The 22,707-nt window shown below is 68.3% G+C and carries 24 protein-coding genes; 6 read left to right on the top strand and 18 right to left on the bottom strand.

What is annotated here, in order from left to right; translation table 11 throughout:
- Positions 1 to 30 precede the first annotated feature (30 nt).
- Positions 31 to 993, top strand: a complete 963-nt coding sequence (locus ACO2SS_RS24615; protein ID WP_423280493.1) for a TetR/AcrR family transcriptional regulator — start codon at positions 31 to 33, stop codon at positions 991 to 993.
- Between the two features lie 131 nt (positions 994 to 1,124).
- Here the strand turns inward: ACO2SS_RS24615 and ACO2SS_RS24610 are convergent, their stop codons facing one another.
- The 6 genes from ACO2SS_RS24610 to ACO2SS_RS24585 all read right to left on the bottom strand — a co-directional run bounded on the left by ACO2SS_RS24610 (position 1,125) and on the right by ACO2SS_RS24585 (position 4,769).
- Positions 1,125 to 1,613 carry a hypothetical protein gene (locus ACO2SS_RS24610; protein WP_423280492.1) on the bottom strand — a complete coding sequence of 163 codons (489 nt, stop codon included), beginning with the start codon at positions 1,611 to 1,613 and terminating at the stop codon, positions 1,125 to 1,127.
- Between the two features lie 215 nt (positions 1,614 to 1,828).
- Positions 1,829 to 2,737 carry an MBL fold metallo-hydrolase gene (locus tag ACO2SS_RS24605; RefSeq protein ID WP_423280491.1) on the bottom strand — a complete coding sequence of 303 codons (909 nt, stop codon included), beginning with the start codon at positions 2,735 to 2,737 and terminating at the stop codon, positions 1,829 to 1,831.
- 12 nt (positions 2,738 to 2,749) lie between these two features.
- A complete protein-coding gene (locus ACO2SS_RS24600) occupies positions 2,750 to 3,553 on the bottom strand; it encodes a sulfite exporter TauE/SafE family protein (RefSeq protein ID WP_423280490.1) in 804 nt (267 codons plus the stop codon).
- Positions 3,553 to 4,008 (bottom strand): DUF6691 family protein, encoded by a 456-nt coding sequence (locus tag ACO2SS_RS24595; protein ID WP_423280489.1) that lies wholly within the window; start codon positions 4,006 to 4,008, stop codon positions 3,553 to 3,555. Before ACO2SS_RS24595 ends, ACO2SS_RS24600 begins: the two co-directional genes overlap by 1 nt.
- Before the next feature lies 1 nt (position 4,009).
- Positions 4,010 to 4,435, bottom strand: a complete 426-nt coding sequence (locus ACO2SS_RS24590; RefSeq protein ID WP_423280488.1) for a YeeE/YedE family protein — start codon at positions 4,433 to 4,435, stop codon at positions 4,010 to 4,012.
- A gap of 4 nt (positions 4,436 to 4,439) precedes the next feature.
- Complete coding sequence (locus ACO2SS_RS24585; protein WP_423280487.1) at positions 4,440 to 4,769, bottom strand: ArsR/SmtB family transcription factor; 330 nt, start codon at positions 4,767 to 4,769, stop codon at positions 4,440 to 4,442.
- A 228-nt stretch (positions 4,770 to 4,997) separates the two neighbouring features.
- Here ACO2SS_RS24585 and ACO2SS_RS24580 point away from each other — a divergent pair, with 228 nt between their 5' ends.
- From ACO2SS_RS24580 to ACO2SS_RS24570, 3 genes are all read left to right on the top strand, one after another.
- Positions 4,998 to 6,233 carry a patatin-like phospholipase family protein gene (locus ACO2SS_RS24580; RefSeq protein WP_423280486.1) on the top strand — a complete coding sequence of 412 codons (1,236 nt, stop codon included), beginning with the start codon at positions 4,998 to 5,000 and terminating at the stop codon, positions 6,231 to 6,233.
- A 197-nt stretch (positions 6,234 to 6,430) separates the two neighbouring features.
- Positions 6,431 to 7,705, top strand: a complete 1,275-nt coding sequence (locus tag ACO2SS_RS24575) for an Hsp70 family protein (protein WP_423280508.1) — start codon at positions 6,431 to 6,433, stop codon at positions 7,703 to 7,705.
- 268 nt (positions 7,706 to 7,973) lie between these two features.
- Positions 7,974 to 8,891: an alginate O-acetyltransferase AlgX-related protein gene (locus ACO2SS_RS24570; protein ID WP_423280485.1), complete on the top strand. Its 918-nt coding sequence runs from the start codon at positions 7,974 to 7,976 to the stop codon at positions 8,889 to 8,891.
- An 8-nt stretch (positions 8,892 to 8,899) separates the two neighbouring features.
- Here ACO2SS_RS24570 and ACO2SS_RS24565 read toward each other — a convergent pair whose 3' ends face one another.
- From ACO2SS_RS24565 to ACO2SS_RS24545, 5 genes are read right to left on the bottom strand one after another with little or no spacing between them, the layout of a single operon-like run.
- Positions 8,900 to 9,829, bottom strand: a complete 930-nt coding sequence (locus ACO2SS_RS24565; RefSeq protein ID WP_423280484.1) for an arginase family protein — start codon at positions 9,827 to 9,829, stop codon at positions 8,900 to 8,902.
- Positions 9,826 to 11,088, bottom strand: coding sequence for a M20/M25/M40 family metallo-hydrolase (locus ACO2SS_RS24560; RefSeq protein ID WP_423280483.1), 1,263 nt, complete (start codon positions 11,086 to 11,088; stop codon positions 9,826 to 9,828). Before ACO2SS_RS24560 ends, ACO2SS_RS24565 begins: the two co-directional genes overlap by 4 nt.
- On the bottom strand, positions 11,075 to 11,740 hold the full coding sequence (locus ACO2SS_RS24555; protein ID WP_423280482.1) for an amino acid ABC transporter permease: 666 nt from the start codon (positions 11,738 to 11,740) through the stop codon (positions 11,075 to 11,077). Before ACO2SS_RS24555 ends, ACO2SS_RS24560 begins: the two co-directional genes overlap by 14 nt.
- 12 nt (positions 11,741 to 11,752) lie before the next feature.
- The gene (locus ACO2SS_RS24550) at positions 11,753 to 12,562 is read right to left on the bottom strand and encodes an ABC transporter substrate-binding protein (protein ID WP_423280481.1); all 810 of its coding nucleotides are present in this window, start codon (positions 12,560 to 12,562) and stop codon (positions 11,753 to 11,755) included.
- 26 nt (positions 12,563 to 12,588) lie between these two features.
- Complete coding sequence (locus ACO2SS_RS24545) at positions 12,589 to 13,332, bottom strand: amino acid ABC transporter ATP-binding protein (RefSeq protein WP_423280507.1); 744 nt, start codon at positions 13,330 to 13,332, stop codon at positions 12,589 to 12,591.
- A 128-nt stretch (positions 13,333 to 13,460) separates the two neighbouring features.
- Between ACO2SS_RS24545 and ACO2SS_RS24540 the strand changes: the two genes are divergently transcribed.
- Together ACO2SS_RS24540 and ACO2SS_RS24535 are read left to right on the top strand one after the other, a co-directional pair.
- On the top strand, positions 13,461 to 14,357 hold the full coding sequence (locus tag ACO2SS_RS24540) for a LysR family transcriptional regulator (protein WP_423280480.1): 897 nt from the start codon (positions 13,461 to 13,463) through the stop codon (positions 14,355 to 14,357).
- Positions 14,354 to 15,616, top strand: a complete 1,263-nt coding sequence (locus ACO2SS_RS24535; RefSeq protein WP_423280479.1) for a M28 family peptidase — start codon at positions 14,354 to 14,356, stop codon at positions 15,614 to 15,616. The genes ACO2SS_RS24540 and ACO2SS_RS24535 overlap by 4 nt, the downstream gene beginning before the upstream one ends.
- A gap of 25 nt (positions 15,617 to 15,641) precedes the next feature.
- Here the strand turns inward: ACO2SS_RS24535 and ACO2SS_RS24530 are convergent, their stop codons facing one another.
- The 7 genes from ACO2SS_RS24530 to ACO2SS_RS24500 form a co-directional block, all read right to left on the bottom strand.
- Positions 15,642 to 16,925: an amidase gene (locus ACO2SS_RS24530; RefSeq protein WP_423280478.1), complete on the bottom strand. Its 1,284-nt coding sequence runs from the start codon at positions 16,923 to 16,925 to the stop codon at positions 15,642 to 15,644.
- Between the two features lie 3 nt (positions 16,926 to 16,928).
- On the bottom strand, positions 16,929 to 17,606 hold the full coding sequence (locus ACO2SS_RS24525; protein WP_423280477.1) for a DUF2848 domain-containing protein: 678 nt from the start codon (positions 17,604 to 17,606) through the stop codon (positions 16,929 to 16,931).
- 3 nt (positions 17,607 to 17,609) lie between these two features.
- Entirely contained in the window at positions 17,610 to 18,896 is a 1,287-nt protein-coding gene (locus ACO2SS_RS24520; RefSeq protein WP_423280476.1) for a TRAP transporter large permease, read from the bottom strand.
- A 3-nt stretch (positions 18,897 to 18,899) separates the two neighbouring features.
- On the bottom strand, positions 18,900 to 19,508 hold the full coding sequence (locus ACO2SS_RS24515) for a TRAP transporter small permease subunit (protein WP_423280475.1): 609 nt from the start codon (positions 19,506 to 19,508) through the stop codon (positions 18,900 to 18,902).
- Positions 19,509 to 19,575: 67 nt separating this feature from the next.
- Complete coding sequence (locus tag ACO2SS_RS24510) at positions 19,576 to 20,631, bottom strand: TRAP transporter substrate-binding protein (protein ID WP_423280474.1); 1,056 nt, start codon at positions 20,629 to 20,631, stop codon at positions 19,576 to 19,578.
- A 34-nt stretch (positions 20,632 to 20,665) separates the two neighbouring features.
- The gene (locus tag ACO2SS_RS24505) at positions 20,666 to 21,475 is read right to left on the bottom strand and encodes a putative hydro-lyase (protein WP_423280473.1); all 810 of its coding nucleotides are present in this window, start codon (positions 21,473 to 21,475) and stop codon (positions 20,666 to 20,668) included.
- 74 nt (positions 21,476 to 21,549) lie between these two features.
- Positions 21,550 to 22,440 carry a LysR family transcriptional regulator gene (locus tag ACO2SS_RS24500; RefSeq protein WP_423280472.1) on the bottom strand — a complete coding sequence of 297 codons (891 nt, stop codon included), beginning with the start codon at positions 22,438 to 22,440 and terminating at the stop codon, positions 21,550 to 21,552.
- Positions 22,441 to 22,707 lie beyond the last annotated feature (267 nt).

The following is a 22,707-nucleotide window of genomic DNA, read 5'->3' as shown; positions in this document are numbered from 1 at the left end:
CGTGGCGGCTCACGAGAGGCGAGACGGACAATGGGCATCCGCGCGCAGCGAAAAGCGGAGCGGCCGGGCGAGATCCTCGAAGCGGCCTACGAGGAGTTCGTCCTGAAAGGCTACGCAGCCACTCGGCTGGAGGACGTTGCCGCACGCGCAGGCGTGACCAAGGGCACGATCTACTTCTACTTCGAGAGCAAGGAGCGGGTCTTCGAGGCGACCATCGACGAGCTTTCGAAGGGCCCGATCGCGGCATTCTGCGAAGTCGAGCTGGCCTGGACCGACGACCTGCGCGCCGACGTGCGCACCTATCTCGACCGGCTCTACGACTTCATGGCGCAGAATCCGCGTGCCCGGGAGATCCTGCGCCTGCTCATCGCGGAGGCGAGTCGCTTCCCCGAACTCGTGGATCGGCATTTCGACCAGTTCAGCAGCCACCTCATCGAGCCGCTTCGAACCCGCTTCGCCCATGCGATCGCGAGGGGCGAAATGCCGGAGGCGTCCATCCCCGAGCTACCCGAGGTCGTGCTCGGGCCAGTCCTGTCGCTGAATGTCCTGATGCTGCTCTTCGCGAACCGCAGGTCGCTGGATCCGGCCCGCTACATGGCGACCCATCGCTCGCTGCTGCTGGATGGGCTGCTTAGCCGAAACGGACACGGGCCGGCTCAGTCAGGCTTGGGGGCCTGGACCGAGTGGCGGCGACTTCCGGATTCGCACCGCGGCGAGATGCTGACCGCGCCCATGGGAGCCGGCCTCTACGAGCTTCGCCTGACAACAGGGGAGCTTGTCCTCATCACGGCGAGCCGCAACGTCGCCTCGGAGATGATCCACCTGCTCCCAGACGGGACCGGTCCGGGCCTGGGCGCGAAGACTTCGGAGCGCAGCTTCCTTCGCAAGCATCTCGGGGAACTGGAGTATCGCGTGATGGGCTGCGCGACCTTCGAGGATGCATGTGCGAGGGCGGCGGATGCGGACGCCAGCCGGTACAGGTTTCCAGCCTGACGGCAGCCTTGCCGTGACAAGTCGGCTGCCGCCTCCACGCCCTGAAAGCTCCACGACGTCCGCAACGTGGCTGTCGGCGGAACCTCAGGCGCCTGCCGGCCAGGGCTGCCGGGCCGGCAGTTCAGCCTTGATCAATCGCAGACCTGAACCCGGCGGATGACGACCCCGCCGCGAGGACCTACCACGCGCTGCCGGATCCATCGGCAATCGCCGCCATAGGCCCCGCCGTAATAGGGATCGTCGTACCCATAGCCGCCGTACCCGTAATACGGATAGGCTGCGGCGGCCCCGAGCACCGCGCCGGCTGCTACTGCGCCCGCGCCGTAATAGGGATAGCGGCCACCGTACCAGCGGCCGCCATAAGCCCCCCATCGCCCGCCATAACCCCAGCGGCCTCCGTAGCCGTAACCAGGCCGGCCGGCGATCGCGCCGCCCCGAAACCCGCGGCCAGCGAAGCCGGCTCCCCGGTATCCACCTCCGGCAAAACCGCCCCCGCGGAAGCCACCGCCGCCCCGGAAGCCGCCGCCACCGAAGCCGCCCCCGCGCCGCGCCTCAGCGTAGTCGGCCGCAAAAACCGCGAGCGAAAGAAAGGCGCCCAGCGCCAGAATGAGCTTGGGCATGGCGGTCCTCCCTCGAATATGGGGAAAGCCAAGCTCGAAGTCGGAACGGGTGCCGCCGATCCGGCGTCGGACGGAGGCCGTGGCGAATGGCTCGCCTGACGGAAACCGCCGCGATTGGCTACCCAGCCTGAGGCAACCATCGATCCGGCCCGGGCGGATCGCTTGATCGCCGGGGACATACGAGCCCCGGCGGCGATGCAGACCCGCGTGCCCTCTCAATCGTCCCAGGGCGCTTCGAGCGCGTCGAGCGGGATCTTGAGGTAGCGCCTGCCATTCGCTTCCGGCTCCGGGAGACGGCCACCCCGGATGTTAACCTGGAGCGAGTGCAGGATGAGCTTCGGCATCGGCAATGTCCGGTCCCGCGCCTGCCGGAGCGCGACGAATTCCTCCTCGGAACGGGCCTTAACGAGGTGCTCGTTCTCCGCTCGCTGCTGCGCGACCGTGCTCTCCCACAGCGCATCCCGCCCACCGGGCCGGTAATCGTGCCCGGTGAAGAGCCGCGTCTCATCCGGCAGGGACATGATGCGCTGGATGCTGCGCCAGAGCGCCTTCGCACTGCCGCCCGGGAAGTCGGCACGCGCCGTGCCGCTGTCCGGCATGAAGATCGTGTCGTGGATGAAGGCGGCATCGCCGATCCGGTATGCGACCGAGGCGAGCGTGTGGCCGGGCGTGAACATCACCTCCGCGTCCAGCTTGCCGAGCTTGAACCGATCGCCGTCGGCGAAAAGCCGGCTCCATTGCGAGCCGTCGGCGGGGAATGAATCCGGAAGGTTGTAGATGCCCTTCCAGAGTGTCTGCACCTCCGTGACCTTCTCGCCGATGCCGGTGGGCACACCCGTCTTGTCGTGCAGGTAGCCGGCCGCCGAGAAATGGTCGGCATGCGGATGGGTGTCGAGGATCCATTCGAGCGTGTAGCCCTGCTCCTCGATGAAACTCAGCAGCGTGTCGGCGGACCGGGTGGCCGTCCCACCCGACTTCGGGTCGAAATCGAGCACGGGGTCGATGATGGCGCACCGCCCCGTCTCGGGGTCGGCGACGACATACTGGATGCTGCCGGTAGGCTCGTCGTAGAACCCCTTCACGAGAGGACGCCCCTTCAGGGAAGCGGTTTCTTGCCCGGTCATACTCTTCTCCGTTCAAGCGCCGGCGACGAGCGGCACGAGGCCGCGCGCGACGACATACAGGCCGACCACGAGGACAAGGCCGGCAAAGGCGAGGTTCAGGGTGCGCTTATGCTCCGCCAGCCTCCGGCCGAGCCCGGCGCCGATTGCGCCACCAAGGATGCCACCGAGAACGAACAGCCCAGCGAGCGGCCAGTCGATAAGGCCCGAAGCGGCGTAGCTCGCGGCCGTGGCCGCCCCGAAGGCGCTGACGGCCACGAGGGACGTGCCGATGGCGTATTGCAGCGGCATCCCGGTCGCCAGGATCAGGCCGGGCACGATCAGAAACCCGCCGCCGATCCCGAAGAAGCCCGAGAAGGCACCCACGGCGAAGCCGATGCCGAGGAGCAGCGGCAGCAGCTCCTTGGCCGTGTGCCTGGTGAGGCGGACACGGGGATCACCGCCGCCCGCCCGAGGCCGAAGCATCAGGCCGCCGACGACCAGCATCAGCAGACCGAAAAGGGCCAGCAGCTTCTGGCCGTCGACCGCCTTGGCCAAGGTCGATCCGGCGAGCGCGCCGAGGACGCCCGCGGCCGAGAACACGAGGGCGCAACGCCATTTCACCCGGCCGGCAAGGCCGTGCGGGACGAGATTGCCGGCGGCGCTCAGCGCGACCGCGATGGCGCTCGTGCCGATGGCGACATGGGGCGAACTGACGCCCACGACATAGGTCAGGAGCGGAACTGCCAGGATCGACCCGCCGCCGCCGACCATCCCAAGCGAGAGGCCGACGGCCGCGCCCGAGCCGGTCGCGAGCCCCATGGTTGCGAGGGGCAGCATCACGCATCCGCCCCCCGAAGCGTGGAGGACACCCGGCTCTGCCCAGGCTGCGGCACGAGCCGGAACAGCACCATCCCGACCAGCATGGCGGCCACGAAGATGGCGGCCTCCCCGGGAAGGATCGACAGCAGGGTCAGGGCTGGGCCAGGGCAGATCCCGACGAGGCCCCAGCCGAGGCCGAAGATGGCCGCGCCGGCGAGGAGGCGCGGGTCGAGCTCCCGACGGCTGGGGATCTCAAGCTTGGGGGCCAGGATGGCGTGCCCCATGCGGCGCGCCACGACATAGCCCAGCGACGAGACGATCACGGCGCCGCCCATTACGAAGGCGAGGCTCGGGTCCCAGGCGCCGAAGATGTCCAGAAATCCGAGCACCTTCGCGGGGTTCGCCATCTGCGAGACGAGGAGGCCGAGCCCGAAGAGCAGGCCAATGGCGAAGGCGGAGAGGATGCGTGCCATCTCAGGCTCCCAGGACGTGGCGGGTGACGAAGACCGTCGCGACGGCGACAGCCATGAAGATTCCGGTCGCGACGAGAGACCGGGGCGAGCCTCGCCCGATGCCGCAGACGCCGTGCCCGCTGGTGCAGCCCGATCCGAGCCGGGCGCCGAAGCCGACGAGGAGCCCGGAGACGACGAGCAGCGGCGTGGAGGCCGTGAGCGAAACCGATGGCAGCGCGCCACCGAGCGCGACGTAGGCGAGCGGCGCGAGGAGGAGGCCGGCGATGAAGGCGATGCGCCATGCGACGTCGCCGGCCTGCGGCGGCAGGAGGCTGCCGAGGATGCCGCTGATCCCGGCGGTCCGGCCGTTCAGGAGCAGCAGGAGCGCGGCCGCGGTGCCAATCATCAGGCCGCCGGCAAGCGCCGAAAGGGGTGTGAACTCGGTCATGTGGCTACTCCGACGCGCCCGTTGTTTTCGGGCTGCAGAAGAGCCCGTGCAGGGTCGCGAAAAGCTGCTCGATGCGGGGATCGGCGATGCGGTACCAGAGCGTCTGGCTCTCCCGGCGGAAGGTCACGATGCCCTCCTCGCGCATCTTCGCCAGGTGCTGCGACAGGGCGGATTGCGAGAGCCCGACGGCCCCCGCGAGCGTCGTGACATTCGCCTCGCCCCATTCCACGAGCTTGCAGGCGATCATCAGCCGACGCTCGTTCGCGAGAGCACGAAGGATATTCGCGACCTCCGTCGCGGTTTCGGGGTCGAGCGTGGATAGGGAAGAGGCCACTGGCATCTCTGTTATTTCAGGAGATGCTTATTTAGTTACAGCTAACGTAACCGCCAGGGTAGCGCGGCAAAGGTCGCAGGTGGCAGCCGGATTGGACTGCGGTGGCCGCGGTCCGATCGCGGACGCTTCCGGAGGTGAGGCTGCCCTGCACTAGGCCCCTCGAACGGCTCCCATAGCTTCGACCGTGGCTGCCTCCGCCGGGAGGCGGAGGGTGAGCCGGGAGCGACCATGTGGCGGATAGTGGTCTACGCCCTGTGCAGCGTGGCGCTGGTCGGGTGCGCCTCTCCGCGTGATCAGTTCACGGCAGCCGAGGAGGCGACGGCGACGATCCCCGGCATACCCGACGCCCGCTACTGGGGCGACTCGCCGCAATTGCCGCCCGAGGCGAAAGCATTCGCAGGGCGGCCGCGGGCGCGGTTCAGCTACCTCGCCCTGTCCGGAGGCGGCGGGGCCGGCGCGTTCGGGGCAGGCTTCCTGGGCGGCTGGAGCGAAACGGGGACGAGGCCGGAATTCACCGTCGTGTCGGGGGTGAGCACCGGGGCCCTCATCGCGCCCTTCGCGTTCCTGGGCCCGGCCTACGACGACACGCTGCAGGCGATGTATACCGGGGGCTACGGCCTCACCCTGATCAACGATCCCGATCCTCTCGGGGCTCTCTTCGGGCCGGGCGTGTTCGACAGCAATCGCCTGCTCGAGCTCTCCCGCCGGTTCGTCACGCCCGACGTCATCGCCGCCATCGCGGCGGAGCACCGCAAGGGGCGGCGCCTTCTCGTCCAGACCACCAACCTGGATGCCCAGCGTCCGCTCATCTGGAACATGGGAGCCATCGCGGCCAGCGGCGTGCCGGGCTCGGAGGAGCTGTTTCGGCAGGTGCTGACGGCCTCGGCAAGCATCCCGGGCGTCTTCTCGCCGACCATGATCGCAGTCCAGAGCGGAATGAAGCGCTTCAGGGAAATGCACGTCGACGGGTCCGTCTATTCGAACGTCTTCATCGTGCCCGATCGTTTCGTCGGCGAACTCCGCGTCGCGGGCGAGACCGGGGACATCTACGTGATCATGAACGGGAAGCTGGAACCCTCGTTCGAGGTGGTGGAGAACCTCACGATCCCGATCGTCGCGCGGTCTCTCTCGACGATGATCGAGGCAAGGTCGGGCGCGCTGCTGCAAGGCACCTATGACTTCGCCAGGCGCAACCAGCTTCGCTTCAATCTCGCCTTTATCCCCGCCGAGGTCGATGACTCGGGCACGACGCTGTTCAATACCGAGCAGATGCGGAAGCTCTACGGGTTCGGCCGCGAGCGCGGCTTCGAGCGACGCTTCTCGCGGTCGGTGCCCGCCGCGGGCGAGATGTTGCGACGGCGCGGCAGGCTCCCGGCGCAGGCCGGACCGATCGGCGCCGACCCGCCGCGAGCGTCCCGCGACCCGCTCGGCCGGGCGCTCGCCGCGATGTCGCGGCCGCAATGAGGTCCCGCAACGCGCCTGAGTTGCAGACCTGAGCGGGTCGAGCTTTCGGGGAGACCGGGCGCACCCGGCGGCGGCGAGAACGGCCTCGGTCAGCCGGATTTCTCGGAGAAGCGACCCTGCTCCCGCCTCGGGCGCGCTTGAGGCCTGCCCGGGAGCCTGCTAGAGGCCGCGCCCCTCCCAAGAACTTGTTGTCCCATATGTCGGCCTGCGGCCTCGATTTCGGCACGTCGAACACGACGCTCGGCGTTCTGCGCGGTGATGCCCCCCACCTCCTTCCGCTGGAAGACGAGCACGTCACGATTCCAAGCGCGATCTTCTTCGAGCCCACCGGGGATGCGAGAATCGGCCGCGCCGGCATGGAGGCCTATGTCGAGGGCCAGCCCGGCCGCCTGATGCGCAGCCTCAAATCGGTCCTCGGAAGGCCGCTTCTCGACGAGACGACACCCGTCGGTCGCACGCGGGTCACCTTCCGGGAGGTGATCCGGCGCTATCTCTGGGCCGTGAAGGCCCGCTCGGAGGCGGCGCTCGGGCAGGACCTCACCAGCGTGGTGCACGGAAGGCCCGTGCACTTCGTGGACGGCGATCCGGAGGGCGACCGGAAGGCCGAGGAGGCGCTTCGCGAGATCGCCATGAGCATCGGCTTCCGGCACATCTCGTTCGAATACGAGCCGATCGCCGCCGCGCTCGACTACGAGCGATCCATCTCGGACGAGCAGATCGCGCTGATCGCCGATATCGGCGGCGGAACCTCCGACTTCTCGATCGTGCGCATAGGCACCACGCGCAGCCGCTCGGAGGACCGCAAGCGCGACATCCTGGCGAATGACGGCGTGCGGTTGGGCGGGACGGATTTCGACCGTCTGCTGAGCCTGAACACGGTCATGCCGGAACTGGGCTTCAGGAGCCCGGCGAAACGGGCTGGACTGGACGTGCCCTCGTCCTACTTCCACGAGCTCGCGACGTGGTCGAGCATCAACCGCCTCTACGCTCCGAAGGTCAGGCGCGAGATCGAGGAGGTCAAGCGCGACGCCGCGCAGCCCGAGTTGATCGAGCGCCTCGCCTCCGTCGTGGCGCAGGAGCGGGGCCATACGCTGGCGATGGACGTGGAGCGCGCGAAGATCGAGCTCTCGGAGCTTGTCGAAACGGACATCAGCCTGGATTGGGTGGAGCCGGGCCTGTCGGTTCAGATCGCCCGCCCGGACTTGGTTGCGGCAACTAATGTTCTGTCCGACCGCCTCCGCGCGACCGTGCTCAAATGCATCGAGGATGCGGGCATCGGGCCTGGTGATATCGACGTGCTGTTCCTCACCGGCGGCTCCACGCGCCTCCTCCATGCCCGGGCGGCCATCATGAGCGCGGTTCCCGCGGCCAGGATGGTCGAGGGGGACACATTCGGCTCGGTGGGATTGGGGCTGACGATCGAGGCGGCGCGCCGCTACGGAGCGACGACCCCGGAGGCGCTCGCCGTCTGATCCGGCGGTGCAGTGCAACCCGGCGACCGCAATGCATGAACGCCGCCGAGGGAGGCTGCGCCAGTACCTCTATTCCTGGCGTTCAGGAGTGCGTTTTCGGCCCGCCTGAGCGCGATCCTGTTCTGGAAGAGGGCGGCCATTGAATGTAGGCCCGTCGTATGACTTACGGCGCTCACGGCTGAAGCCGCGCGGTGGGAAGGAGCCCGAGTGAGAAATCGTCAGGCCTCGGGCGGAGCACCAAACAGTGGCCTCAGGCACGAGAGCGGGCGTGACTGATTTCGTTCATGTCGGCCGCGACGGCTGGCTTTTCCTGATCGGAGGAAGCAACGAAGTCCTGGGACTTTACCAGCGCAGTCCAGCCTGGTGGTGGCGCCTCAGGGCCTGGCAGCGTCTGATCGAGAGGCGGGCGGCACGGTGCGAGGCACTCGGCGCCCGCTTTCTCCAGGTGATCGTGCCTGAAAAACTGACGGTCATGCCTGATCGCTGCACCAGGCCCCTGGTGGATCCGAGCCGCTCCCCGGGCCGGAGGCTCGCCAGGCGGATGTCGTCGTCTCCGCATATGGCCGCCCTCCTCGACCTCACCGGGCCGCTCGCCGCCGCAGCGCAGGAGGACATTTATCATCGAACCGATTCGCACTGGAATTACCGGGGCGCCTTGATCGGCTACGACGCCATCTGCGCGGCTCTGGGCGCGAGACCGGAGGGCGACCTTCTCGACCGGCCCTTTCAAGATCTTGAGCTGACGCTCGATCTCGGCTCGAAGCTGACCTCCCCCGCGGCCGAGGCCGTCCGGGTGTATACGACGACGGGGCGCTCTCGGCAGAGCTGGGTGAACGAAATCATTGCTGCCCATCGGGAGGGCCGGAGCCGGCGCCCGCCCACCGGCGGCAGCCACGCGGTCTACAGGAACGAGGCCGCGGACGCCGATCCGCGCCGGGTCCTGCTGTTCGGCGATTCCTGCGCCCATTACGACCCGTTCGCACTCACCGGCATGCTGGCCGAGACCTTCCGAGAGATCCAGTTCGTCTGGTCCGCCCGGATCGATTGGCGGCTCCTCGAGCAGGTGAGGCCGGACATCGTGATCGGAGAGATTGCCGAGCGCTTTCTCCGCCGCGTGCCGGTCGACGACTACGACCACGGTGCCGCCTCGCGGCAGCGCCTCGCCGAGATGACCGCCCCTGGCTGAAGGTCCGGCTAGGCCAAGAGGCCGAACTGCCGCGTCAACAGCATCATGCCCTCCATGATCATGTGCGCGCACAGATGGGCCGCCATGTCGTTGATGTCCTGCGGCGGGCTGACCGTGTTGAAGTCCATCGCCACGATGTTCAGATCGGTCAGCGTGCGAATGAGCTCGATCCCCTCCCTCGCCGTCAGCCCGCCCCAGGTAGGCGTGCACACGCCGGGCGCGACCGAGGGATCGAAGACGTCCATGTCCCAGCAGAGGTAGAGCGGCCGGTCACGCACGGCGTCCCGGAATTCGGCCATAGTCTGCGCGAAACCGCGCCGAACGAGCGTTTCGGCCGTGACCACGCGAAAGCCGAGATGGGATGCGTGGTCGAGGACACCGCCGCAATAGGTGAAGCCGCGCACGCCGACATGCCATGACCGGGAGGCGTCGACGCAGCCCTCCTCGGCGGCGTTCGTGAACTGCGTCGCCGCGTTGTACTGGTCGTCGGGCTCGTAAGGATATGCGTCCGTGTGGCTGTCGACGTGGAGCGCCACGAGCCCGGGATAGCGCTTGCCCGCAGCCCGCATCAGGCCGAGCGAGACGGAGCCGTCGCCGCCGATCCCGATCGGGACCGCACCCGCATCGAGCACCGCACCAGCCGCCGCCTCGATGCGAGGCAGCGCGTCGTCGATGCGGCCGGGCGTGAGGATGACGTCGCCACAATCCACCGCCCCGAGCACGGCCGGCACGTCGATGTCGGCGAGCGAGGGATGGTAGCGCCGGATCAGGCCGGATTGGCGCCGCACATGGGCCGGCCCCTGCCGCGAGCCGACCCGGAAGGGGTGCGTGCCGCAATCGAAGGGGACGCCGAGAATGGCCACACGGTTGCCTGGCCCGGGCATCCCGGCCGGGACGCCCATGAAGGTCTCGGGTGGGTGGAAGTGGGATGCCGTCATGCTTCCTGGGCTGTCAGAATGTCGAGGGCGGTCAGCGCGTGGACGCGCGCGACCTGGTCGAGTTCGTCGATCTCGACATACTCGTCCGGTCCGCCCATGCCGTGCGGGGTCGGCCCGTAAACGATCGTCGGCAGGTCCGCCATGCGGAACCAGCGCGAGTCGGAGCCGCCGACCCGCATGTTCACCGCCACCGGGGTGCCGAGGACCCGCTCCGCCGCGGCCGCGCAGGAGCGGACGAGCCGATGGTCGGGCGGCGTGAAGCTCGGCGCGAACCGGCGTTGGACGCTGTAGGCGATGCCGGGACCGTCGAGAGCGGAGGCAAGCGCCTCCTCGACGGCCTCCAGCGACAGCCCGACCGGAATGCGGATATCGGCCGCCGCCTTCGCGTCGGCCGGCACGAGGTTCGGCGAGATCCCGCCCGAGATCGTCCCGATATTCACCGTGAGCCGCCCGAGCGTCTCGGCTTCGCCACTACCCGCGAGGGGCTCGGAAATGGCCTTCGACCGCGCGATCGCCTCCGTGACTGCCGCCGGAGCCTTCACCGAGAGCGCGCCGAAAGCTCCCTCGAGCCGGTCGAGCGCCTTGCGAAGCCGGTCGATCGCATTGTCCCCGAGATGGACGTGCGCGCCATGTGCCGGACGGCCGCTCGCCGTGATCTCGATCCAGATGAAGCCCTTCTCGCCGAAGCGCAGGACGCTGGGCGAACCCGCATCCCCGATGATGACGGCGTCGCCGACGGCATAGGGCACGTTGTCCATCAGCCACTTGGTGCCGAGCGGCCCCATGCTCTCCTCGTCGCCGCCCAAGGTCAGGACGGCTTCGCCGGACCAGCTGTCGGCATGATCGGCAAGGGCCGCGAGCGCCACCATGCTGGCCGCGATCCCGCCCTTCATGTCCGCGCTCCCGCGGCCGTAGAGGCGCGAGCCACGGACTTCGCCGGCCGGGTCCGTCGTCCAGGCGGAGAGATCACCCAGCGGGTAGGTGTCGAGATGGCCGTTGAACACGACGCGCTTGCCGGGACCGCGCCCGCGAACACGCACGACCACGTTGGTCACGATGTCGGAGGTGCGATGCAGCGTCACCTCGGCGGTCGGGATGCTCTCCCGAATGCAGTCGGCCGCAACCTCGGCGACCTCATGCGTGTCGCCCGGAGGGTTGGGCGACGCCGCCGCGATCAGCCGGCGCGCGATGGCCAGAACCGCGTCGCGGCGGCTCTCGCCTATCGCTCCGCGGTTTGCGTGATCCTCAACGTGCAGCAAGGCGGCGCTCCCAGATCCGGATCGACTGCGTGAGCGGCCAGCAGATGATGAAGTAGATCACGGCGATGAAGGTGAAGATCTCGAGCGGACGGAAGGTGGAGGACGACAGCTCCATCCCGCGGCGCGTCACCTCTCCCACCGAGATGACAGCGGCAAGGGACGAATACTTGATCAGCTGCACGAAATTCGCTGCGAGGGGCGGCAGGATGAGGCGGACCGCCTGGGGCATGACGATGCGCACGAAGCTCTGGCCCGGGGTCAGGCCGAGCACCTGCGCGGCTTCACGATGACCGACCGGCACGGCCTGGATACCCGCACGGAAAGCTTCGGCGATGAAGGCGGAGGAATAGATCGAGAGCCCGAGAACGGATGCCGTGAAGGCGTCCATCCGGATGCCGAGCAGGATCGGCAGCACGTAATAAACCCAGAGGAGCTGGACCAGGATAGGCGTGTTGCGGATGACCTCGCCGAACGCATTGGCAACGGCCCGGAGCGGCCAGAGCCTCGAGCCGGCCAGGACGGCCAGCACAAGTCCCCCGAGCGTCGCGAAGACGAGCGTCAGCCCCGAGATGATGAGGGTCGTCTGGACCCCCGACAGCAGGAACGGGAGGTTCGCTGGGATGATATCCCAGCGAAACTGATAGGTGTTCATGGATGGAGATGCTTAGGGGGCGACGATCGGCCCGAGGCCGTTCTTCTCGGCGAACTTCGCGAGGCGCCCGTCGAGCTTGATGGTGTCGACGAACAGGTTGACGTAGTTCAGCCACATCTGGTCGCCCGGCGCCACGACATAGGCGTAGGGGGTCACGGCGAGCTTCTCCGGCGGGAGCAGATAGGTGACCCCGGGAAACTCCTTCTGCATGCGCAGGGCGGTCGGGAAGTCGCTCATGATCACGTCGGCGCGGTTCGACATCAGCTCGGCCTGGCTGGTGGCAGGCGGCGAGACGGCGGTCAGCGTCGCGTTCTTCAGGTAGCCGCGCATGAAGGGCTCGATGTAGGAGCCGAGCGTCACGACGGCCGTGATGCCCTTCTTGTCGACATCGCTCCACTGCTTGATCGGGCCGCCTTCCTTGATGACGGCGTAGACGTTGGTGACGAGATAGGGCTTCGAGAACTCGACGGCCTGGGCCCGCTTCATCGTCGCGCCGACGCCGAACATGCCGATATCGCACTTGTTGGCCTGGAGGTCGGCGATGAACGTGCCGAAGCCGGTCTCGACGACTTCGAGCTTCACGCCCATGTCGTTGGCGAGTTCCTTCATCAGGTCGGCATCGATGCCTTCGAGCTGGCCCGTCGAGGGATTGCGGAAGGAGATGGAGTAGTAAGTCGGCCAGGTGCAGACCCGGATCTTCCCCGCCTTGGTGATTTCGTGCAGCCGTGACTGCGTCTGCTGCGCCGCGGCCGGCTCGGCGGCACCGAGCAGGCCGGCAATGGACAGGGCTCCGGCAACAAGACCCGCGATATGCTTCTTCATCGTCCTCTCCGTGTGATTCCGGTGAATTAGTCTTCGAACTGAGCCAGGAAGCGCTGCGCGCGTTCGGTGCCTGGTGCCTGGAAGAAGGCACGCGGCTCGCCTTCCTCGACGATGCGGCCGCCATCCATGAAGACGACCCGGTTCCCGACCTTCTCGGCGAAGCCCATCTCGTGGGTCACGATCATCATGGTCATGCCCTCCGCCGCGAGGTCGCGCATCACGAGGAGCACCTCGCGCCGCAATTCGGGATCGAGCGCACTGGTCGGCTCGTCGAAGAGAAGCACGGCGGGCCGCATCGCCAGCGCGCGGGCGATCGCAACCCGCTGCTGCTGCCCGCCGGAAAGACGGGCGGGGTAGACGTCGCGCTTATCGGCGAGGCCGACCTTTCCAAGGAGCACCTCGGCCAGCGTGATGGCCTCGTCCCGAGCTACTCTCCGAACCCTCACCGGCGCTTCGATGACGTTCTGCAGTACCGTCATGTGCGGCCACAGATTGAAGTGCTGAAACACCATCCCGATCTCGGCCCGCACGGAGCGGGCGGCACGGGCGACGGCCCGATCGGGGCGCGGCCGCGAGACGACCTGGTCGCGCATCGCGATGGAGCCCTCGCTCGGCTCCGTCAGCAGCGCCATGCAGCGAAGAAGCGTCGTCTTGCCGGACCCGCTCGGCCCGATCACGCACAGCACGTCCCGCTCGCGCAACTCGAGATCGACCGCGTCCAGAACGCGGGTCTGGCCGAAGCTCTTGCCGATCGCCTTCGCTTCGAGGATCGGCCTGGAAGGGTTTCCCATAGATCCATCACTGTTTCTGATGACTGCCATTCTAAACGGTGGCTTACGAGTGTCATGCCCAAATTTCGCCCTCTACGTGGCGCCGGGCGTGTGCATAATCGGCGTTTATGGATTTGCGCCAAGTCGAGATCTTCGTCGCCGTGATCGAGCACGGTTCGCTGACCGGCGCAGCGAGGGCGCTCGGCATCACTCAACCTGCCGTCAGCGCCGCCCTGTCCCGGCTCGAGCGCACGGTCGGCTTCACCCTTTTCCGCCGAGAGGGACGGAACGTGGTTCCCACCTCGGAAGCGACCCTCCTGAAGGCGGAAGCCGTGCGGGCGCTTGCGGGAATCGGCCAGCTCGATGACGCGGCGGCTGCCATCGGGGCGGCGGCGCGTGGTTCGCTGACCGTCGCGACGAACCCGAGCCCCGGCATCACCTGGCTCCCCCGGATCGTGGCGGCCTTTTGCCAGGGCCGACCCGATGTGACGCTGACGCTCCGAAACCGGTCGTCTCAGGAAGTGCGTGATCTTCTTGCAGCCCGTGCCTTCGAATTAGGCATCGCGGAACCACCCTTTCATGCCGGCGACCAGGTGATGCGACGGTACCGGTTCGCCACCGTCATGGTCCTGCGTTCGGACCATCCGCTCGCCCGCCACGAGGTGCTGACCCCGGCGCTGCTCGACGGCGTGGGCATGATCAGCATGCTGCCGGGACACGCCACGACGCCCCGCCTCGCCGAGCTCTTCGAAGCGGCCGGCTCGCGCCTCCGCATCGTCGCGCATTGCGAGTTCTTCGTGATCTCGATCAATCTCGCCCGCGAGGGCGTAGGCATCGCGCTCGCCGATCCGATCAGCGCGGCGAATGCGGCCTCCGACACACTCTGCATCCGCCCCTTCGCGCCGACGCTTCCCTACGAGGTCGCGATGCTGCAGCCGGCCCGCGGCCTGTCGCTGCTCGCCGCCGCCTTCGCGGAGGAGGTCGACCGGCAGCTGCGCCCATTTCTCCTGGAGACGAGTCCATGAGCCTTCCCGACGCGCTTGCGGCGTCCATTCTGTCGGATCGTCAGCTCCGGCCCGAATTCGAGGCCATTTGCGATTGCGGCGGCCGCCTCGCCGGGACGCCCTCGGAGCGTCGGGCGCTCGGGCTCGTCGCCCGGCTCGGCGAGGCTGCGACCGGGCAGCCCGCAATGCGGATCCCGACCCCCTACGAGGGCTGGAGCGCGCAGGAAGCCGCGCTGCATCTGCTCGGGGACGACGAGGAGGTCGAGCTCGCCTGCTATCCGCTCCTGCGCAGCGTTCCGACGCCGCCCAGGGGCATCGAGGCGGAGGTCGTGGCCGTGGGACGCGGCACGGAGGCGGAATTCGCCGCGCTCGCACCCGAGCTCGCAGGCCGCATCGCGCTCGTCCGGCATGAATACATGTTCGCCGCCGGGCACCTGCACCGGCGTCTGAAATACGAGTGGGCCAAGCGGGCCGGCGCCGTCGGCTTCCTGATTGCCGGCCCGCTCCCGACCCGGGCAGTCGCGGGCTCGTCCGGCCGCGGGCACGAGGACGGCATCCCGGCCCTCGGCATCTCGCCGGAAGCGGCAGCCCGCCTCGCCCGGACGGCCACCGGCCATGCGCGCGCCCGGATCCGCATCGCCACGGAAGAGCGGCCCGAGACCACAGAGACCATCCTGTTCGACGTGCCGGGCGGAGGGCCGGAGATCGTCGTGCTCAGCGCGCATATCGACGGTCATGATCCTGCGGAGAGCGCCATCGACAATGCGAGCGGGGTCGCCGTGATGCTCGCGGTCGCCCGGGCGCTTGCACCCCATGCGGGCCAGTTCAGGCGATCGCTCCGCGTGGCGATCTTCAGCGCCGAGGAATGGGCGCTGACTGGATCCCGCATCTACCTCGACACGCTCCCGGCGGACGAGCGGGGCCGGATGGCCCTGAACGTGAACCTCGATTCCGTGGCCGGCTCGCCGAACCTGACTGCGCTCTGCAGCGGCTTTCCGCGGGTGGCAGAGCTGGTCGAGGCGGCCACCCGGGAAGCCGGCATTCCGGTGGGAACGTTCCTGCCGCTCATGGCCAATTCGGACCACGCCAATTTCGCCGCACACGGCATTCCGGCGCTCCGCCTCGTTGCCGGATTCGACGACCCTGCTTCCCACTGCCGGCATGTGCTGACCGCAGCCGACACCCGCGACAAGGTCGCCGAGACCGAACTCCGCGCGGCCGCCATCGCGGCCGCGGCCGTCACCTGGCGGGCCCTCACGAGCACCGACAGCCTTCGTTAGGCTGCGGAGGTCGTCGCTCCGGACATCAGCCGAGGAGGCGCTCGCAGGCCGCCGCGATCGAGAGCAGCCGCGCGTCCTCGCCGCCGCGGGCGGTCAGCATGAACCCTGCCGGCCTCGGTGTGCCCGGCATCGGCAAGGAGATCGAGCAGAGGTCGAAGAGGTTGCCGACGGTCGTGTTGCGGAGCACGAGAAGGTTTGCGGCATGGTATGCGTCGTCATCCGCCAGGAGCGGCGCGATGGCTGGCGCGGTCGTGGCCGTGGCAGGCAGCGCGAAGGCATCGACGCCCGTCAGCCGGCGGTCCATGGCGGCGATCAGCTCGGCCCGGCGCCGCATCGTCCTGATGTAGGAGGCAGCGGAAATCTCCGCTCCGCGAAGGATGCGGCTGATGACCCGCGGATCGTAATCCTCGCGACCCGGTCCGAGGAGGTCGGCATGGATGGCCGCCGCCTCGATGGCGGCGATCGAAGCCCCGGGCAGCGCCGCCGACATATCCTGGACGAGGTCATCGAGCGGCAGCTCCGTGACCCGCGCCCCCGCGCGGGCGAGCCGTTCGAGCGTGCCCTCGAAGGCCTCGGCGACCACGTCCTCCGTCTCCCCGAAGAGCAATCCGCGCGGCACACCGATGCGCAGACCGGCGATCTCCGCGGGTTCCGGCGGGAGCGGATCGATGCCGGCCATCACGGCGTCGGTCGCGGCGCATTCGGCCACGCTCCTGGCGAGCGGCCCGATCGAATCCAGGCTGTACGAGAGCGGGAAGGCGCCGTCGAGCGGCACGCGCCGGGCTGTCGGCTTGAACCCGACGATGCCGTTCAGCGAGGCCGGGATGCGGACGGATCCGCCCGTATCGCTGCCGATCCCGATTTCGCTCGATCCGAGCGCCACGGAGACGCCCGCGCCGGACGAGGAGCCACCCGGGATCCGGCTCGGATCGGCGGCATTGCCCGGGGTCCCGGTATGCGGGTTGAGGCCTAGGCCCGAAAAGGCGAACTCGACCATGTTGGTGCGGCCCATGATGACCGCGCCGGCCTGCCTGAGCCTGCGCACGATCACGGCGTCGGCCGCGGCGGGTGCCGCATTGCGCAGCGCCCGCGAGCCGGCGAGCGTCACTTCGCCCGCGACGTCGAAGAGGTCCTTGATCGAGACGATCGCGCCGTCGAGCGGGCCAAGGCTGATCCCGGCCCGCCGGCGCGCATCGGAGGCATCGGCCGCCGCCCGGGCCGCCTCGGGATACAGGCGGGTGAAGACATGCTCGCGCTGGTCGGCTCGGCTGAGCGCTTGCTCCAGACGGTCTCGGCTCGTTTTCGTCATCAATCAGGACACCACCGGCAGAACGTCGATGTCGTAGCCGTGCCGCATCGTCCGGCCAAGCACCGGATCCTCCAGCTCCATCTCGAAGCGGGAAGCGGGGCGGATGCCGCCGATCGCGCCGAGCGTGCCGCCGAACATGGCCGTGCCGGTCGCCAGCGCGCCGCCCGGAAGCCGCGCGATCAGGTCCGTGGGCGTGCGCAGGGCAGCGAGCGTGCCCTCCTGGTAGAGCACGCGCTCCCCGCCGATCGTCGCATAGGCACGGAGTTGGAGAGCGTCCCAGTGGTCCTCGACCTCCGAGAAGCGCCACAACGTCGGGCCGAGCGGTTTGCCGCAGAGCTGCTTCGACAGGGCGATCCCCATCGTCTCGGCCTTGCGGTCGGTATGGTCGGAACCCAGCCCGACCCACAGGCCATCGGCGAGCGATATGACGACCGGCTCGACTTCGCCGGAGGTGTCCGGCCCCAGGACCTCGAGCCGCCCGCCCTGGACCAGCGTCGAGGCCGCGGCGCGATAAAAGACCGGGACCGATGACGGCCGCGGCACGCCGATCGCCGCGAGCTCCTCGATGTGGTGGTGGATCGCCGCCTCGTCCCGGCCGGCCCAGCCGCCGATGATGAGCGCTGTCGGCGTAAAGCCGATCCTGTCCGTGCCCGTCTTGGTCACGCGATCGAAGAAGAGCATGTTTCAGCCTCTCACGAGGGATGGCAGCCAGAGCGCCAGGCCGGGGAAGATCGCGAGCAGCCCGATCAGCGCAATCATCGCGATCACGAAGGGAAGCGATCCCGCGATGACGTCGTTCAGGCTGCCGCCCGAGCGAAGAGACTGCACGACATAGAGGTTCAGGCCGACCGGCGGGGTGATGAGGGCCGCCTCGATGAGGATCACGATGATGATCCCGAGCCAGATCGGATCGAAGCCGAGCGCCACCATCACGGGTGCGATGATCGGGATCGTCGTGATCATCATGGAGAGCGTCTCCATGAAGCAGCCGAGCACGAGGTAGAACACGACCATCGCGACCAGCATGCCCCACTTGGACAGGCCCAGAGACGCGACGGCGCCGGTGATCAGGTTCGTCAGCCCGATTCCCGTGATGACGAAATTGAGGAAATAGGCCGCCACGATGATCAGCATGATCATCGCGGTCGTGCGCATCGTGTTCTCGAAGACTTCGATCAGCATCGCCACGCTGAGGCGGCGGTAGAAGGCGGCGAGCACCAGCGCGGCGACCACGCCGAGCGAGGCGGCTTCGGTGGGGGTTGCGAGGCCGGCATAGATCGAGCCGACGACGACCAGGAAGATGATGAGCGGCGGCACGAGGTGCGGCAGGCTCGCGAGGCGCTCGCCCCAGCTCGCACGAAGCCGCTTCCCGCCCCATTCGGGACGGAGGGTGCAGGCAATCGCCACGATGAGCATGAAGAGGGCCGCGAGCCCGAGCCCCGGGATGATGCCGGCAAGGTAGAGCTTCGGGATCGAGGTATCCGTCAGCACCGCGTAGATGATCATGTTGATCGAGGGCGGGATCAGGATGCCGAGCGTCCCGCCCGCCGCCAGGGTGCCGAGAAAGAGACGCTCGTTGTAGCCGTGGGTGCGGACGAGCGGCAGGGCGACTGTTCCGACCGTTGCGGCCGTCGCGACCGAGGAGCCGGAGGTCGCGGCGAAGACCGCGCAGGCCCCGATATTCGAGTGCATCAGGCCGCCCGGGAGCCAGGACAGCCACTTGGACAGCGCCGCGTACATCCGTTCGGCAACGCCGGAGCGGAGGAGGATCTCGCCAAGCAGGATGAACATCGGGATCGAGACGAGCAGGAAGTCCCGGCTCGCCGACCAGGCCACCTCCCCCATCGCGAGGCTGAGGGGCATCGTCGAATAGAGCTGCTCGAGGATGAGCCCGAGGACGCCGAGCGCGGCCGCGACCGGGATGGCCAGCGCAAGAAGGACGACGAGAACGAGAAGCGTGGTGCCAAGCATCGCTCAGCGCTCCCCCGCCAGCGGTTGCAGGGCCGCCGTGTGGCTCTTCTCTTCCGCGGCCTCCTCCTCAAGGGTCCGGGCGCCCGCAAGACGGCGCACCGTCGCCCGGTCGCCTTTCGCGAGCGCGATGCCGACGGCCAGGATCAGCGGCAGGATGGTGAAGAGGAACAACCCGAAGCCGACCAGCCAGAGCGATTGCGGGATCCAAAGCGGAGTCGCGAGCGGTGTCGTCGCGCGGGCGGAGAAGAGCAGCGAATCCTGCAGGACGAGCGTGACCCGCCAGGTGAGATAGCCGACGAAGACCAGCAGGGCGACGAGAGCCAGGAGGTCGAGCGCCGCTGCGACCCGTTCGGGAAGCCGGGAATAGAGCGCGTCCACCCGCACATTCGCGCGCCGGAGCAACGTGAAGGCGAGCGCCCAGCTCGTCCCGACCGCGAAGGCGTAGCCGGACAGTTCGTCCGCGCCGCCGATCGTGACGCCGGCGAATTTCCGCACCAGCACGTCGAACGAGACCAGCAGCGCCGCGGCGAGCATGAAGGCGCCGGCGATGCGCACGGCCCAGGTGGCGAGCCGATCGGCAAGGCCGATCCAGCGATGGAGAAGCGTGGTCACAGGTCGGCCCTTCCGGCGAAGCCAGCCGGCCCACCCGCTCCGGATGGGCCGGCGAGGAGAATGCGGCTCAGTTCGCCTTGGCCTGGATGTTCAGGATCTTGCCGACGCTCTCGTTCCAGGCCGGCACGCAATCGCCCGGGCAGCGCGCCGCCCATTTCGGCACGACGGTTTCGTTCAGCACCTTCGTCAGCAGCGTCTTGTCGGCCTCGCTCACGGGCACCAGCGTCATCTTGGTCTTGGTGCCCATCGTGCAGCTGTCCTTGCCGGTGTTGCAGTCGAAGCCCTGCTGCGTCTCGACATCGGTGGCCTTCCAGATACGGTCCTCCAGGCCGGTGATCTCCGTCTGCAGGAGTTCGCGCACCTTGGGATCGAGGCTGTCCCAGCGCTTGGCATTCACGGCGAACATCACCTGGCTCCAGCCGACCGGGAGCGCGTGGATGTGGGTCGAGACCTCCGTCCACTTCGCCGAATTGCCGGAGAGGGTGCCCGTGATCGCGCAATCGACGACCTTGTTCTGCAGCGCAGGGACGACCTCGTTGAAGGCGAGCGTCACGCCCGTGCCGCCGAGCGCCTCCACGAATTCCGCCAGCGTCCGGTTGCCGGTCCTGACCTTCTTGCCCTTGATGTCGGCGAGGCTCTTGATCTCGCCGTTGCAATAGAGGACCTGCGCCGGATACGGCCAGATGCCCAGGACCTTGATGCCGAACTTCTCGCGGTAGAACTTGTCGTAGACGGGCTTGTAGGCATCCGAGATCTTGCGCGCGGTCGTGATGTCCGGCGACAGGCCGGCCAGGTCGATCGCCTCGTTGCGGGCATCGTCGCCGGCCACGTAGCCGAGCACCGTCGAGCCGAAATCGATGACGCCGAGCCGCATCAGGCGGAAGATCTCGGCCCCTTTCAGCCCCATCTCGTTGAACGGCGTGATCTCCGCCGTGATCGCGCCCTTCGACTTCTCGGCGATCTCCTTCGACCAGAAGGGCTGCTCAAAGTTCTTGTATTGCGACAGGTTCCCCCAGGCGCCCACGACCTTGAGGTTGGTCTTCGGCAGATCCTGCGCGGATGCCGCACCGGCGCCCAGCAAAACGGCGAAGCCCGCCGCCAGGATCGATGTCGCTCGCTTCATCTCGGGGGACTCCTTCGCGTGTGTTGGTTGCTGGCTAGAGGACGGAAAGGCGCGTGTTCTTCAGGTCCGTGACGAGCATGCAGCCCGGCGCATGCGTGATGGCGAAAGGCGGCTTCGCGGCCGCGATGACGGCCTGGGGCGTGACCCCGCAGGCCCAGAAGACCGGCAGTTCATCCGGCTCGATCCTGACCGCATCGCCGTAATCCGGACGTCCGACGTCACGGATGCCGATCAGGGACGGATCGCCGAGATGCACGGGCGCTCCGTGCACGGCCGGCAGGCGAGAGGTGATCTGGATCGCCCGGATCGCATCCGGCGCCTCCAGCGGCCGCATCGAGACGACGAGAGGACCGTGGAACGGCCCTGCCGGCGCGGTCGGAATGCTCGTCCGGTACATCGGCACGTTGCGCCCTTCCGCGACGTGCCGGACCGGAACGCCGTCGGCGAGCAGCGCCTCCTCGAAGGAAAAGGAGCAGCCGATCAGGAACGCCGTGAGGTCCTCGCGCCAGAGGTCGCGGATGTCTTCCACCTCGTCCGCGAGCTCGCCGTCGCGCCAGACGCGATAGCGCGGCAGGTCGGTGCGGATATCGAGATCGGCGCCGAGTTCCGGCAGCATCGGCTCGCCCGGCTCCGACATGCCGATGAGCGGACACGGCTTCGGATTGCGCTGGCAGAAGCGGAGGAAATCGGCCGCGAGATCGCCCGGCAGGATGGCGAGGTTCGCCTGGACGAAGCCCGGCGCGAGCCCCGAGGTCTGCCCGGTGAGGCGCCCCGTGCGCGCGGCCTGCCGGACCTTGGCAGGTGCGTCGAGTTCTCCCGTCAGGGCGAAGGCATCGGCGTTCATCGTCACGTCCCCGTCACGCCGATTAACAGCTACGCTTCGAGGGGGATCAATAGGCCGGAGGCGCAGACAGACGATCAGGATTCCTGATAGTTCGCGGCCACCTGCCGGGCCAGTTCGGCGGCCGCGGCGATGAGCGGATCGCTCGGCGCGCGCGGGTGGGTGACCGTGAAGCGAAGCGGCGCGAGCTCGAAATCCACCGTGAGGGCATGCAGGCGCCCTTCCGCGATCTCGCCCGCGACGAGGATCTCGGGCAGCGTCGCGGGGCCGACGCCATCCACCGCGAGCCGGATATTTGCCGCCAGCGAGGCCGATGCGATCAGCCTCGGCTGCGGCAGGCCCGCGTTGCGGAACAGCTCGCGCAGCGCGATCGTCGGGCGGGTCCGGTGCGAATAGGTGATGAGCGGATAGCGCGCGAGGTCGGCGAGCGTCAGTTCCCGCCCTGCGAGGCCGAGCGACGGCGCCGCCACCAGCGACAGCGGGTAGGTCGAGATCAACCGGCTCTGCATGGTCGGCTCGGAGATCGGCCCGAGCAGGATGGCGAGGTCGAGCTCGCCGCGCACGAGTTCCTCGCGCAGGTTGGGCGTGGTGTCGACCGTCAGCTCGAGGCTGAGGCGCGGGTGGCGCGTCTCGAGTTCCCGGATGAAATGCGGCAGCCAGGTGTGGACCACCGTCTCGGCCGTGCCGAGCCGGACATGGCCGCGAAGCCCTGCCGCCCCGCTCACCGCCGCCTCGGCCTGCGACCGGAGCCCGAGCATGCGCTCGGCATAGCCGAGCATCTCCGCTCCGAGCGGCGTCAGCCGAACCCGCCGGCCGCCCCGTTCCAGCAGCTTCACGGTGAGGTGCGCTTCCAGCGCTGCGACGCGCGCGGAGATCGTTGGCTGGGAGGTTCGAAGACGGTCCGCAGCCCGCGAAAAGCTGCGCAGCGTTCCCACCCAGAAGAACGCCTCGAGTTCTCTCAGCTCCAACGACGATGCCCCGCCTGCCCGGCGGGCCATCATCAGCCGGCCAGGCCGGACTTCGCAAGCCTGGGGACCGAGGTCCTGTCCGGGTCGCGGCGGCCGAGCGCCGCGGCCCCGACGAACGACGCATTAACCTTCCGTTCCCTATGCCGGGTGCCAGCAGGGCAGCCTGGCTGCCCCATTTCTTTGATCACATGGACGTCATGCGCGTATCCGGAAGGTCCCGTCATCCCGGCGAAACCCAACAGGGAAATGGAGCGTCAGCGAACCCGA

Source organism: Enterovirga sp. CN4-39 (genome assembly GCF_049446235.1).
In the GTDB taxonomy this organism is placed as follows: Bacteria; Pseudomonadota; Alphaproteobacteria; order Rhizobiales; family Beijerinckiaceae; genus Enterovirga.
The sequence above is the reverse complement of the archived record's forward strand: the minus strand, read 5'-3'. Positions and strand labels throughout refer to the sequence as shown.